Source organism: Streptomyces sp. NPDC059477 (genome assembly GCF_042749375.1).
Taxonomy (GTDB): Bacteria; Actinomycetota; Actinomycetes; order Streptomycetales; family Streptomycetaceae; genus Streptomyces.
This window is the reverse complement of the sequence record NZ_JBHYUG010000143.1, coordinates 1-12,789: the sequence shown is the minus strand read 5'-3', so window position 1 is coordinate 12,789 and position 12,789 is coordinate 1. Positions and strand designations below refer to the sequence as shown.

The following is a 12,789-nucleotide window of genomic DNA, read 5'->3' as shown; positions in this document are numbered from 1 at the left end:
GGGGGGGCGCGGGCGGGGGGGGGGAGCCGGGGGGTGCCCCACCTCGCCGCCCCCCCCCCCCCCCGGGGCGCCGCGGGTTTGTCCCGCCCACCCCCTACTCCCAGCGGAAGAACCGGCCGGCCGCGGCCAGCCCCAGCACCGCCCACACGGCGAGGATCCCGAGGTTCCCCCACGGCATCCCGGCCCCGTGCTGGAGCACGTCCCGCAGACCGTCCGACAGGGCGCTGATGGGCAGCAGGCCGAGGACGTCCTGCGCGCCCTCCGGGAAGCGGTCCAGGGGCACGATCACCCCGCCGCCGACCAGCAGCAGCAGGAAGACCAGGTTCGCGGCGGCGAGCGTCGCCTCCGCCTTGAGGGTGCCCGCCATCAGCAGCCCGAGCCCGGAGAACGCGGCCGTGCCGAGCAGGAGCAGCAGGATCACGGCCAGTGGGCTGCCCTGCGGCGACCAGCCCAGCGCGAGCGCGATCACTGTCACCAGGAGCACCTGGAGCACCTCGGTGACCAGCACCGCCAGCGTCTTCGCGGTCATCAGGCCCCAGCGGGGCAGCGGCGAGGACGCGAGCCGTTTCAGCACGCCGTAGCGCCGCTCGAAGCCGGTCGCGATGGCCTGGCCGGTGAACGCCGTCGACATCACCGCCAGCGCGAGGATGCCGGGCGCGAGGAAGTCGACGGGCTTGCCCGCGCCGGTGTCCACGACGTCGACCGTGCTGAACAGCACCAGCAGCAGGGTCGGGATGATCACCGTCAGCAGCAGTTGTTCGCCGTTGCGCAGCAGCATGCGGGTCTCCAGCACCGCCTGCGCCGCGATCATGCGGGGGAGCGGGGCGGCGCCGGGCCGGGGGGCGTACGTACCCGTGCCCGCACCTGTGCCCGTGTCCGTGGCGGTCATCCGCGCAGCTCCTTGCCGGTCAGTTCCAGGAAGACGTCTTCGAGGGTGTGCCGTTCCACCGAGATGCGGTCCGGCATCACGCCGTGCTGGGCGCACCAGGAGGTGACGGTCGCCAGCAGCTGCGGATCGACCTTGCCGGTGACCCGGTAGGAGCCCGGCGTCAGCTCCGCCGCCGCGCAGTCCTCGGGGAGCGCCTTGAGCAGCGAGGCGACGTCGAGACCGGGGCGGCCGGTGAAGCGCAGGGTGTTCTCGGCGCCGCCGCGGCACAGCTCCTCGGGGGTGCCCTGGGCGATGACCCGTCCGGCGTCGAGGATGACGACATCGTCGGCGAGCTGCTCGGCCTCGTCCATGTGGTGGGTCGTGAGGATCACGAGGACGCCGTCGGCGCGCAGGTCCCGGACCAGGTCCCAGGTGGCGCGGCGGGCCTGCGGGTCGAGTCCGGCGGTGGGCTCGTCCAGGAACACCAGCTCGGGGCGGCCGACGACGGCCATCGCGAGGGCGAGCCGCTGCCGCTGGCCGCCGGAGAGCCGGCGGTAGCTGGTCCGGCCGCAGGAGCCGAGGCCGAGCCGCTCGATCAGGGCGTCCACGTCCAGCGGATGCGCGTGCAGCCGGGCGACATGGCGCAGCATCTCGTCCGCGCGGGCGCCGGAGTAGACCCCGCCGCTCTGGAGCATCACCCCGATCCGGGGGCGCAGCGCCCGCGCGTCCCGGACCGGGTCCAGGCCGAGCACCCGCACGCTCCCGGAGTCCGGCTCGCGGTACCCCTCGCACATCTCGACCGTCGTGGTCTTCCCGGCGCCGTTGGGACCGAGCACGGCGGTCACCGGGGCCCCGGCCACCAGGTCGAGCCGGTCCACCGCGGTCCTGCCGCCGTACCGCTTCACCAAGGCGTCGACCTGGACCACCGGCTCACTTCGCATGGGTCCAGAGTCTAGGTACCGCGCCGGGCGGCCCGGACGGGCGGGTGGCGGACGTACGGGGGTACGGGGGGGCGCGTGCGGGGCCCGGGCCCCCGCGGTGGGACCTCCGCGGCATCGGGGGGAGCCCTCATCCCAGGTCGCGCGGCACCTCGTCCGTCTCGCGCGGGCGATGGATCGCCAGCCACTTCTCGGCGTACGCCACGGCGTCCGCGACCGGGAACAGCCGGGTCTCGGCGGCGCCCACCGTGCCCCGGACGACCGGGCGGTCCCGCTCGAAGTCGTGGCCGAGTTCGTCGAAGCGGTCGGAGGTGATGGAGATCTCCGTCACTTCCTCCCAGCCGCCGGAGGCCGGGCGGCCGACCCGCACGCGGGGCGCGGGGATGCGGTACTCGGCGAGATGGAAGCTGGTGCAGGAGTCGTAGCCGACGCCGAGCAGCAGCACCCGGGCGCCCATCGCCTCCAGACGGGCCAGCGGGCTGTGCTCGCCGAGCCGGCAGTCGGTGGCGTGGCCGTCGGTGATCGCGGCGGCGCGGGGGCCGAGCGCGGCGAAGGAGGTCTGGGGGTGGGCGCTGCGCAGGGCGCCGGGCCAGTTCCGTACGGTCTCCGGGATCACGCCGACCGCGCGGGTCGGGGTGAGCCGGGGGTCGTAGGGCGGCATGGTCGCGCGGATCGTCTCCCACCACTCGGGCGGCACCGGCGGGTCGGCCCAGAGCGCCGGGTCGGAGAGATCACCGGTCTGGGTCGGGACCACCAGCGTGCCGCGCGGGCCGAGGGCGTCGAGCAGGCCCTGGACCACGGCGACCGGGCCGCCGCTGACCCAGCCGAGCGAGCTGAGGGAGGAGTGCGCGAGAAGGGTCTCGCCGCTCAGCACACCGGCCTCGCGCAGTTGTGCGGAGACTGTGTCGCGGGTGACAAGAGGGCCGGTCGGAGGGGGTACGGGCGGCGGGGAGGGTGCGGACATGGTTCGGCAGTCTGCTCGACGGCCGGTGCGCGCGCCACCCGTTTGGCCTCCCCGTTGATCGATCAAAGATCGTTTCCGCAGGTCATCTTAGGTTTACCTAAGTGACGCAGGGCACCGCTCACCCGTACGGACGCGGGTTGTCAGGCCCGGAGGAATTACGCAACAATGGCGTTGTGAAAAACGTCGGCGAGGCCCCGCAGGAGGAACTCGCGACCGGTGAGCGGTCCACCCGCAACCGGGTCGCGCGCTCCATCCTGCAACACGGCCCCTCGACCGCGACCGAGCTGGCCGGGCGGCTGGGCCTGACCCAGGCGGCGGTGCGCCGGCATCTCGACGCACTGCTCGCCGACGACGTCGTGGAGGCCCGCGAGCAGCGGGTGTACGGCGCCCGTACGCGCGGGCGGCCCGCCAAGGTGTTCGCTCTGACCGACTGCGGCCGGGACGCCTTCGACCAGTCCTACGACGAGCTGGCCGCCGACGCGCTGAACTGGATCGCCGAGCAGCACGGCGGCAGCGAGGCGGTCACCGCCTTCGCCCGCGCCCGGATCGCCGCCCTCGCCGACGCCTACCGCAGAGCGGTCGAGGCGGCGGACCCCGAGGAGCGCACCGAAGCGCTGGCCAAGGCCCTGAGCGCGGACGGGTACGCGGCCACGGCACGCAGCGCGCCCCAGCCCCAGCAGGGCGAGCAGCTCTGCCAGCACCATTGCCCGGTCGCCCATGTCGCCGAGCGGTTCCCGCAGCTGTGCGAGGCCGAGACGGAGCTGTTCGCCGAACTGCTCGGGACGCACGTCCAGCGGCTGGCCACCATCGCCCACGGCGACGGCGTGTGCACGACCTTCATCCCGAAGACCGCGCAGGCCGCGCACACCGCGCAGGCCCCGCACACCGCACAGCCTCCGCACACCGCGCAGGCCCCGCACCCCGCACCGCCCCCGCACACCGTGAAGGCGCCGCGGAGCGTGAAGGCCGCGCAGATCCCGAAGATGTCCACCACCCATACCAACGCATCCACCAGTACGGCCGGGAGGAACCCCGCATGACGCTCCCCACGGAGACTGCCCACCCCGAACTCGACGGTCTGGGCACGTACGAATACGGCTGGGCCGACTCCGACGTGGCCGGTGCCGCGGCGAAGCGCGGCCTGAGCGAGGACGTCGTCCGTGACATCTCCGGGAAGAAGTCCGAGCCGGAGTGGATGACCAAGCTCCGCCTCAAGGGCCTCAGGCTCTTCGAGAAGAAGCCCATGCCGAACTGGGGCTCGGATCTGTCGGGCATCGACTTCGACAACATCAAGTACTTCGTGCGCTCCACGGAGAAGCAGGCGGAGTCCTGGGAGGACCTGCCCGAGGACATCAAGAACACCTACGACCGGCTGGGCATCCCGGAGGCGGAGAAGCAGCGCCTGGTCGCCGGTGTGGCCGCCCAGTACGAGTCGGAGGTCGTCTACCACCAGATCCGCGAGGACCTGGAGGAGCAGGGCGTCATCTTCCTGGACACCGACACCGCGCTCAAGCAGCACCCGGAGCTGTTCAAGGAGTACTTCGGGACGGTCATCCCGGTCGGTGACAACAAGTTCGCCTCGCTGAACACCGCGGTGTGGTCCGGCGGCTCCTTCATCTACGTCCCGCCGGGCGTCCATGTGGAGATCCCGCTCCAGGCGTACTTCCGGATCAACACCGAGAACATGGGCCAGTTCGAGCGGACCCTGATCATCGTCGACGAGGGTGCCTATGTGCACTACGTCGAGGGCTGTACGGCCCCGATCTACAAGTCCGACTCGCTGCACAGCGCCGTCGTCGAGATCATCGTCAAGAAGAACGCCCGCTGCCGCTACACGACCATTCAGAACTGGTCGAACAACGTCTACAACCTGGTCACCAAGCGTGCCGTCGCCTACGAGGGCGCGACCATGGAGTGGGTCGACGGCAACATCGGCTCCAAGGTGACCATGAAGTACCCGGCCGTCTATCTGATGGGCGAGCACGCCAAGGGCGAGACCCTGTCCATCGCCTTCGCGGGCGAGGGCCAGCACCAGGACGCCGGCGCCAAGATGGTCCACATGGCGCCGAACACGTCGTCCAACATCGTGTCGAAGTCGGTCGCGCGCGGCGGCGGTCGTACGTCCTACCGCGGCCTGATCGAGATCGGCGAGGGCGCCTCCGGCGCCAAGTCCAACGTGCTGTGCGACGCGCTGCTGGTGGACACCATCTCCCGCTCCGACACCTACCCCTACGTCGACGTCCGCGAGGACGACGTGTCCATGGGCCATGAGGCGACAGTCTCCAAGGTCTCCGAGGACCAGCTCTTCTACCTGATGAGCCGCGGTCTGAGCGAGTTCGAGGCGATGGCGATGATCGTGCGCGGCTTCGTCGAGCCGATCGCCAAGGAACTGCCCATGGAGTACGCCCTGGAGCTGAACCGGCTGATCGAGCTCCAGATGGAAGGCGCGGTCGGTTAGGCAGCCGAGGCCGCCCCTCCCGCCCCGGCAGCGGGCGGCCCGCCTCTTGGGGCGGGCCGAAGATCGCAATCGTAAGGAAGAGAGCAGACCGACAGCCATGGCTGACGCCCAGAATTCCCCCACCCTCGAATCCGCTCGGGCGGGGAGGCCCCCGGCGGTGGGATCCACCACCGCCGGCTCCATCGCGGTGGCCGCCGAGTCGACCGTCGCCACGCGCATGAGCGCGCCCCCGTCGTTCGACGTGGCGGACTTCCCGGTGCCGCACGGCCGCGAGGAGGAGTGGCGGTTCACCCCGCTGGAGCGCCTGCGCGGGCTGCACGACGGCACCGCCGACGCCACCGGCGCCGGCGTGAAGGTCGCCGTCGACGCCCCCGAGGGCGTCACCGTCGAGACCGTCGGCCGCGACGACCCCCGGCTCGGCCGGGCCGGCACCCCCGTCGACCGCGTCGCCGCCCAGGCGTACTCGGCGTTCGAGCAGGCGGGGATCGTCACCGTCCCCAAGGACACCCGGCTCACCGAGCCGATCCGGATCACCGTGCACGGCGAGGGCGGGGTCGGCTACGCCCACCAGATCGTCGAGCTGGGCGCGTTCGCCGAGGCGCTGGTCGTCATCGACCACACCGGCGACGCGGTGCTCGCCGCCAACGTCGAGTACGTCCTCGGTGACGGCGCCAAGCTCACCGTGGTCTCCGTCCAGGACTGGGACGACAAGAGCGTGCATGTCGCCCAGCACAACGCCCTGATCGGCCGCGACGCCACCTTCAAGTCCGTGATCGTCACCTTCGGCGGCGACGTCGTACGGCTGCACCCGCGCGTCACCTACGCGGGCACAGGCGGCGAGGCCGAGCTGTTCGGCCTGTACTTCACCGACGCCGGACAGCACCAGGAGCACCGCCTGCTGGTCGACCACAATGTCCCGCACTGCAAGTCGAACGTCGTCTACAAGGGCGCCCTCCAGGGCGAGGCCGCGCACGCGGTGTGGATCGGTGACGTGCTGATCGAGGCCAGGGCCGAGGGCACCGACACCTACGAGATGAACCGCAACCTGGTCCTCACCGACGGCGCCCGGGTCGACTCCGTGCCCAACCTGGAGATCGAGACCGGTGAGATCGTCGGCGCCGGACACGCCTCCGCCACCGGCCGCTTCGACGACGAGCAGCTGTTCTATCTGATGGCCCGCGGCATCCAGGAGCAGGACGCCCGCCGCCTGGTGGTACGCGGCTTCTTCGCGGAGCTGGTCCAGCAGATCGGCATCGCGGACATCGAGGAGCGCCTCCTCGCCCGCATCGAGCAGGAGCTTGAGGCGGCGGTCGCATGACCACCTTCGTCCGCGCGTGCGCGCTGAGCGAGCTGGCGGAGGACACCCCCAAGCGGGTGGAACTCGACGGCACGCCGGTCTCGCTCGTGCACACCGAGGGCGAGGTGTTCGCCATCAACGACATCTGCTCGCACGCGAACGTCTCCCTCTCCGAGGGCGAGGTGGAGGACTGCGCCATCGAATGCTGGCTGCACGGCTCCACCTTCGACCTGCGCACCGGCAAGCCCTCCGGCCTGCCCGCCACCCGCCCCGTCCCCGTATATCCCGTAAAGATCGAAGGGGACGATGTGCTCGTCTCCCTCACCCAGGAGTCCTGAGGCACCCATGGCAACGCTTGAAATCCGAGACCTGCACGTCACCGTCGAGGCCGACAACGCCACGAAGGAAATCCTCAAGGGCGTCGATCTCACCGTGAAGCAGGGCGAGACGCACGCCATCATGGGCCCCAACGGCTCGGGCAAGTCGACCCTCGCCTACTCGCTGGCCGGTCACCCCAAGTACACGGTCACCAGCGGCAGCGTGCTGCTCGACGGCGAGGACGTCCTGGAGATGTCCGTCGACGAACGCGCCCGCGCCGGCCTGTTCCTGGCGATGCAGTACCCGGTCGAGGTCCCCGGCGTCTCGGTCTCCAACTTCCTGCGCACCTCCGCCACCGCGATCCGCGGCGAGGCCCCCAAGCTGCGCACCTGGGTGAAGGAGGTCCGCGAGGCCATGGAGCGCCTCAACATGGACCCCGCCTTCGCCGAGCGCAATGTCAACGAGGGCTTCTCCGGCGGCGAGAAGAAGCGCCACGAGATCCTCCAGCTCGAACTGCTCAAGCCGAAGATCGCGATCCTCGACGAGACCGACTCCGGCCTCGACGTGGACGCGCTGCGGGTGGTCTCCGAGGGCGTCAACCGGGTCCGCGAGAGCGGCGAGGTCGGCACCCTGCTGATCACCCACTACACGCGCATCCTGCGCTACATCAAGCCCGACCACGTCCACGTCTTCGCGGGCGGCCGGATCGCCGAGTCCGGCGGCCCCGAGCTGGCGGACAAGCTGGAGAACGAGGGCTACGAGGCATACGTGAAGGGTGGCGCATCCGCGTGACACTGCCCCGCCATGGGCTCTCCGGCCTTCTCGACACCGAGGCGATCCGCAAGGACTTCCCGATCCTGGACCGCCAGGTCCACGACGGCAAGAAGCTCGTGTACCTGGACAACGCGGCGACCTCGCAGAAGCCGCGCCAGGTGCTGGACGCCCTGAGCGAGTACTACGAGCGCTACAACGCCAATGTCCACCGCGGTGTGCATGTGCTCGCCGAAGAGGCCACGGCGCTGTACGAGGGCGCGCGGGACAAGGTCGCCGACTTCATCAACGCCCCCAGCCGGGACGAGGTGATCTTCACCAAGAACGCCTCCGAATCGCTGAACCTGGTGGCGAACATGCTCGGCTGGGCCGACGAGCCCTACCGGGTGGACGCGGACACCGAGATCGTCATCACGGAGATGGAGCACCACTCCAACATCGTCCCCTGGCAGCTGCTCTCGCAGCGCACGGGCGCGAAGCTGAAGTGGTTCGGCCTCACCGACGACGGCCGGCTCGACCTGTCCGACATCGACGAGATCATCACCGAGAAGACGAAGATCGTGTCTTTCGTGCTGGTCTCCAACATCCTGGGCACGGTCAACCCGGTCGAGGCGATCGTGCGCCGGGCGCAGCAGGTCGGCGCGCTGGTCTGCATCGACGCCTCGCAGGCCGCGCCGCACATGCCGCTGGACGTGCAGTCCCTCCAGGCCGACTTCGTGGCCTTCACCGGCCACAAGATGTGCGCCCCGACCGGCATCGGTGTGCTGTGGGGCCGCCAGGAGCTGCTGGAGGACCTGCCTCCGTTCCTCGGTGGCGGCGAGATGATCGAGACGGTGTCCATGCACTCCTCGACCTACGCGCCCGCGCCGCACAAGTTCGAGGCGGGCACCCCGCCGATCGCCCAGGCGGTCGGTCTGGGCGCGGCGATCGACTATCTCGACGCGATCGGCATGGACAAGGTCCTCGCCCATGAGCACGCGCTGACCGAGTACGCGGTCAAGCGGCTGCTGGAGGTCCCCGACCTGCGGATCATCGGCCCCACCACGGCCGAGGACCGGGGCGCGGCGATCTCCTTCACCCTCGGCGACATCCACCCGCACGACGTGGGCCAGGTACTGGACGAACAGGGCATCGCGGTCCGGGTCGGCCACCACTGCGCCCGCCCCGTCTGCCTGCGGTACGGAATTCCCGCGACCACGCGAGCGTCGTTCTATCTGTACTCCACGCCGGCCGAGATCGACGCTCTGGTCGACGGCCTGGAGCACGTACGGAACTTCTTCGGCTGAGGGGCGTGCTGAAACGGTGAAGCTGGACTCGATGTACCAGGAAGTCATCCTGGACCACTACAAGCACCCGCACGGGCGTGGTCTCAGGGATGGCGACGCCGAGGTGCACCATGTGAACCCGACGTGCGGCGACGAGATCACCCTGCGGGTGAAGTACGCCGGCGGCACGGTCGAGGACATCTCCTACGAGGGACAGGGCTGCTCGATCAGCCAGGCGAGCGCCTCCGTGCTGAACGAACTGCTGGTCGGCAAGGATCTGGCCGAGGCGCAGAAGATCCAGGAGACCTTCCTGGAGCTGATGCAGTCCAAGGGCCGGATCGAGCCGGACGACGCCATGGAGGAGGTGCTGGAGGACGCGGTCGCGTTCGCCGGTGTCTCCAAGTACCCGGCCCGGGTCAAGTGCGCGCTGCTGAGCTGGATGGCGTGGAAGGACGCGACGGCCCAGGCACTGGGTTCCGCCGCCGCTGACGCCTCCGGCGCCCCTGACGCCCCTGAAAGGAAGACGGCATGACCGAGACCATCGAGATGAAGCCGGCCTCGGAGGAGGAACTCCGCGAGGCCCTGATGGACGTCGTGGACCCCGAGCTGGGCATCGACGTCGTCAACCTCGGCCTGATCTACGGCATCCACGTCGACGACTCGAACGTGGCCACCGTGGACATGACCCTGACCTCCGCGGCCTGTCCGCTGACCGATGTCATCGAGGACCAGGCCAAGTCCGCCACGGACGGCCTGGTCAGCGAGTTGCGCATCAACTGGGTGTGGATGCCGCCGTGGGGCCCGGACAAGATCACGGACGACGGACGTGAGCAGCTGCGGGCACTGGGCTTCAACGTCTGACCCGACCCGCACGACCGTTCTTCCGCACGGCCCTCGGTGTTCCTTCGCCGGGGGCCGTCGCCATGTTTCCCGCACCGCCCTCGTTGTGTACGCCCGTACACATCATCTGTACGCTCGTCCGCATGGGTTTCCTTCTCCTCGCCGGGGCCATCGCCGCCGAGATCGCCGCGACCACCTCCATGAAGTACAGCCACGGATTCACGAGGCTGTGGCCGTCGGTGATCACCGCCGTCGGGTATCTCGTGGCGTTCACACTGCTCGCCCAGACGCTGAAGACGATCTCCGTGGGCACCGCGTACGCGATCTGGTCCGGTGCCGGGACCGCCGTGGTCGCGCTGATCGGCGCGGTGTTCCTCGGGGAGGGGATGACCCTGGCCAAGGCCGCCGGGATCGCGCTGATCATCGTCGGGGTCGTGGTGCTCAACCTCGGCGGCGCGCACTGATGGCCCGCCGCTACGACCCCGGGCGCCGTCAGCGGATCATCGACGCGGCGATCCGGGTCGCGGGCGACAAGGGCCTCGCCGGGCTGAGCCACCGCACGGTCGCCGCCGAGGCCGATGTGCCGCTCGGCTCGACCACGTACCACTTCACGACCCTGGACGAGCTGCTGATCGCCGCGCTGCGGCAGTGCAACGAGGGCTTCGCCGGGGTGATGGCCGCGCACCGCTCCCTGCTGGACCCCGGCACCGACCTGGCCGCCGGACTCGCCGCCGTGCTCGGGGCGTGGCTCGCGGGGGAGCGGACCGGGGTGGAACTGGAGTACGAGCTGTACCTGGCCGCCCTGCGCCGCCCGGCACTGCGCCCGGTCGCCGCCGAATGGACGGACGCGGTGACCGAGGTGCTCGCCCCCCGGATGGACCCGGCGACCGCCCGCGCGGTCGTCGCCCTGATGGACGGCGTCTGCCTCCAGGTACTGCTCACCGACACTCCCTACGACGAGGGCTACGCGCGGGAGATGCTGTCCCGGGTCATCGGGCCGCCGACGGGCGCCGCGTCCGGCGGGTGAGGTGCCTTCGTGTGGGGCGGCGTCCGGTCGTGTGGGTCGGCTTCTGGGCGGGTCGCCGCCTGTCGGGCGAGGCGTCTCCGTGTCGGTCGGCGTCCGCCGTGTGGGTCGGCTTCCGGGCGCGCGGCAGCCCGGCGGGCGAGGCGCATTTGTGTGGGTCGGCGTCCGGTGGGTGAAGTGGCTTCGTGTGGGGCGGCGTCCCGTCGTGTGGGTCGGCTTCTGGGTGCGTTGGCGTCCGGCGGATGAGACGGCTACGTGTGCGTCGGTGTCCGCCGTACGGGACGGCTTCCGGGTGCGCCGCGGCCCGCTGGTGAGGTGTCTCTGTGTGGGGCGGCGTCCGGCGGGCGAGGTGCCTGCGGGTGGGGCCGCGTCCGGTGGGTGAGGTGGCTTCGGGTGGGGCGGGGTCTGCCGGATGGGACGGCTTCCGGGTGGGGCGGCGTTCGGCGGACGCGGCGTCTTCGCCCAGGGTGGCGACCGTCGGATGAGACGCCCCCGCGTTGGTTGGCGGGTGTGGGGTGTGGGCGGTTAGGTTGCCCTCATGACCGACACGACTGCATCCCGTACCACCGGTGCCGTGGCCTCCGGGCTCGCCACGATCGCCGCCGACGGCACCGTTCTCGACACCTGGTTCCCCGCGCCCGAGCTGTCCGCCGAACCCGGACCGGCCGGCACCGAGCGGCTCGCCGCCGACCGCACCCGTGAGCTGCTCGGCGAGCACGCCGTCGCCGCGCTCGCCAAGGACGGCGTGCGCGATGTGGAGACCGTCGCGGTCCGTACGGTCATCTCCTCGCTGGACGACAAGCCGCTCGACACGCACGACGCCTATCTGCGGCTGCACCTGCTCTCGCACCGCCTGGTCAAGCCCAACGGGCAGAACCTGGACGGCATCTTCGGCCTGCTGCCCAACGTCGCCTGGACCTCCCTGGGCCCGGTCGCCGTGGACACCCTGGAGACCGTACGGCTCGCCGCCCGCGCCCGCGGCCTGCACCTCAGCGTGTTCGGCGTCGACAAGTTCCCCCGGATGACGGACTACGTGGCCCCCTCCGGCGTCCGGATCGGCGACGCCGACCGGGTGCGGCTCGGCGCCCACCTCGCCGCCGGCACCACGGTCATGCACGAGGGCTTTGTCAACTTCAACGCCGGCACGCTCGGCACCTCCATGGTCGAGGGCCGGATCGCCCAGGGCGTCATCGTCGGCGACGGCTCCGACATCGGCGGCGGCGCCTCCACCATGGGCACGCTCTCCGGTGGCGGCAAGGAGCGGGTCGCGATCGGCGAGCGCTCCCTGGTCGGCGCCGAGGCCGGCATCGGCATCGCCCTCGGCGACGACTGCGTGGTCGAGGCGGGCCTCTACCTCACCTCCGGCACCCGCGTCACCCTGCCCGACGGGCAGATCGTCAAGGCCCGCGAACTCTCCGGCGCCGGCAACATCCTCTTCCGCCGCAACTCCGTCACCGGCACCGTCGAGGCCCGCCCCAACAACGCCGAGTGGGGCGGCCTCAACGACATCCTGCACAGCCACAACTGACGCCCCCGCGCCACTCGCACGCGACCGACCGAAAAAGGGGCCGCCGTCCGTGACCTCACGGGGCGTTCGGGCGATGAACAGGCGGACACGGAGTCACATGAGTCCGATCACCTGCAAAGCGGTCGCGAGACGAGGGGCTGAACAATGACGAACCAGCGCACGAGGAACACGGCACGGTTACTGACCGGGGCGGTCGCGGCGGTCGCGGTGGGCTGGCTGTCCGGCGGCGCCGCGCACGCCGACGAGACCCACACCGACTCCCACAACGGTCAGCACGTCGGCCTGGTCAATATCCACATCGGCCAGATCGACGACCCCGCCGAGGATGTCCTGGAACACTTCCGGCTCTTCGGCGACGAGACCACGACGGAGGGCGCCGCGGCGGCGGAGACGGCCGCCGAGTGAGACGCCACGGCTCTCCGGCACGGCCCGGGGCCGTTCGTACCGCACCACGCGGAACGGACGGCCCCCGGGCGATTTTGTGGACCAGGCCCAGCGGCGGCCCCGTCACGGCGTCC

General features: G+C 70.9%; 15 protein-coding genes. 12 read left to right on the top strand and 3 right to left on the bottom strand.

Features of this window, described 5'->3' with window-relative positions:
- Nucleotides 1–94: 94 nt before the first annotated feature.
- From ACFXAZ_RS37770 to ACFXAZ_RS37760, 3 genes are all read right to left on the bottom strand, one after another.
- Nucleotides 95–889, bottom strand: coding sequence for an ABC transporter permease (locus ACFXAZ_RS37770; protein ID WP_384601017.1), 795 nt, complete (start codon nucleotides 887–889; stop codon nucleotides 95–97).
- Nucleotides 886–1,809 (bottom strand): ABC transporter ATP-binding protein, encoded by a 924-nt coding sequence (locus ACFXAZ_RS37765; protein WP_384601014.1) that lies wholly within the window; start codon nucleotides 1,807–1,809, stop codon nucleotides 886–888. The genes ACFXAZ_RS37770 and ACFXAZ_RS37765 overlap by 4 nt, the downstream gene beginning before the upstream one ends.
- A gap of 127 nt (nucleotides 1,810–1,936) precedes the next feature.
- Entirely contained in the window at nucleotides 1,937–2,770 is an 834-nt protein-coding gene (locus ACFXAZ_RS37760) for an aminoglycoside N(3)-acetyltransferase (protein WP_384601011.1), read from the bottom strand.
- A gap of 173 nt (nucleotides 2,771–2,943) precedes the next feature.
- On the opposite strand from ACFXAZ_RS37760, the gene ACFXAZ_RS37755 reads away from it, so the two are divergent.
- The 12 genes from ACFXAZ_RS37755 to ACFXAZ_RS37700 all read left to right on the top strand — a co-directional run bounded on the left by ACFXAZ_RS37755 (nucleotide 2,944) and on the right by ACFXAZ_RS37700 (nucleotide 12,676).
- Nucleotides 2,944–3,810, top strand: a complete 867-nt coding sequence (locus ACFXAZ_RS37755) for a helix-turn-helix transcriptional regulator (protein WP_384601008.1) — start codon at nucleotides 2,944–2,946, stop codon at nucleotides 3,808–3,810.
- Complete coding sequence (gene sufB, locus ACFXAZ_RS37750; protein ID WP_382690658.1) at nucleotides 3,807–5,228, top strand: Fe-S cluster assembly protein SufB; 1,422 nt, start codon at nucleotides 3,807–3,809, stop codon at nucleotides 5,226–5,228. Before ACFXAZ_RS37755 ends, sufB begins: the two co-directional genes overlap by 4 nt.
- 97 nt (nucleotides 5,229–5,325) lie before the next feature.
- Entirely contained in the window at nucleotides 5,326–6,546 is a 1,221-nt protein-coding gene (gene sufD / locus ACFXAZ_RS37745; RefSeq protein WP_384601004.1) for a Fe-S cluster assembly protein SufD, read from the top strand.
- Nucleotides 6,543–6,863 carry a bifunctional 3-phenylpropionate/cinnamic acid dioxygenase ferredoxin subunit gene (locus ACFXAZ_RS37740; RefSeq protein WP_384601001.1) on the top strand — a complete coding sequence of 107 codons (321 nt, stop codon included), beginning with the start codon at nucleotides 6,543–6,545 and terminating at the stop codon, nucleotides 6,861–6,863. Before sufD ends, ACFXAZ_RS37740 begins: the two co-directional genes overlap by 4 nt.
- A gap of 7 nt (nucleotides 6,864–6,870) precedes the next feature.
- Entirely contained in the window at nucleotides 6,871–7,635 is a 765-nt protein-coding gene (sufC, locus tag ACFXAZ_RS37735) for a Fe-S cluster assembly ATPase SufC (RefSeq protein ID WP_384600998.1), read from the top strand.
- Complete coding sequence (locus tag ACFXAZ_RS37730) at nucleotides 7,632–8,900, top strand: cysteine desulfurase (RefSeq protein ID WP_384600995.1); 1,269 nt, start codon at nucleotides 7,632–7,634, stop codon at nucleotides 8,898–8,900. Before sufC ends, ACFXAZ_RS37730 begins: the two co-directional genes overlap by 4 nt.
- A gap of 16 nt (nucleotides 8,901–8,916) precedes the next feature.
- Entirely contained in the window at nucleotides 8,917–9,411 is a 495-nt protein-coding gene (gene sufU, locus ACFXAZ_RS37725) for a Fe-S cluster assembly sulfur transfer protein SufU (protein ID WP_384600992.1), read from the top strand.
- Nucleotides 9,408–9,740, top strand: a complete 333-nt coding sequence (locus ACFXAZ_RS37720; RefSeq protein ID WP_365313571.1) for a metal-sulfur cluster assembly factor — start codon at nucleotides 9,408–9,410, stop codon at nucleotides 9,738–9,740. Before sufU ends, ACFXAZ_RS37720 begins: the two co-directional genes overlap by 4 nt.
- A gap of 122 nt (nucleotides 9,741–9,862) precedes the next feature.
- On the top strand, nucleotides 9,863–10,183 hold the full coding sequence (locus ACFXAZ_RS37715) for a DMT family transporter (protein WP_384600989.1): 321 nt from the start codon (nucleotides 9,863–9,865) through the stop codon (nucleotides 10,181–10,183).
- Entirely contained in the window at nucleotides 10,183–10,746 is a 564-nt protein-coding gene (locus ACFXAZ_RS37710) for a TetR/AcrR family transcriptional regulator (protein WP_384600986.1), read from the top strand. The genes ACFXAZ_RS37715 and ACFXAZ_RS37710 overlap by 1 nt, the downstream gene beginning before the upstream one ends.
- 535 nt (nucleotides 10,747–11,281) lie before the next feature.
- The gene (gene dapD, locus ACFXAZ_RS37705) at nucleotides 11,282–12,271 is read left to right on the top strand and encodes a 2,3,4,5-tetrahydropyridine-2,6-dicarboxylate N-succinyltransferase (protein ID WP_384600983.1); all 990 of its coding nucleotides are present in this window, start codon (nucleotides 11,282–11,284) and stop codon (nucleotides 12,269–12,271) included.
- Between the two features lie 144 nt (nucleotides 12,272–12,415).
- Nucleotides 12,416–12,676 carry a hypothetical protein gene (locus ACFXAZ_RS37700; protein ID WP_384600981.1) on the top strand — a complete coding sequence of 87 codons (261 nt, stop codon included), beginning with the start codon at nucleotides 12,416–12,418 and terminating at the stop codon, nucleotides 12,674–12,676.
- Nucleotides 12,677–12,789: the final 113 nt, after the last annotated feature.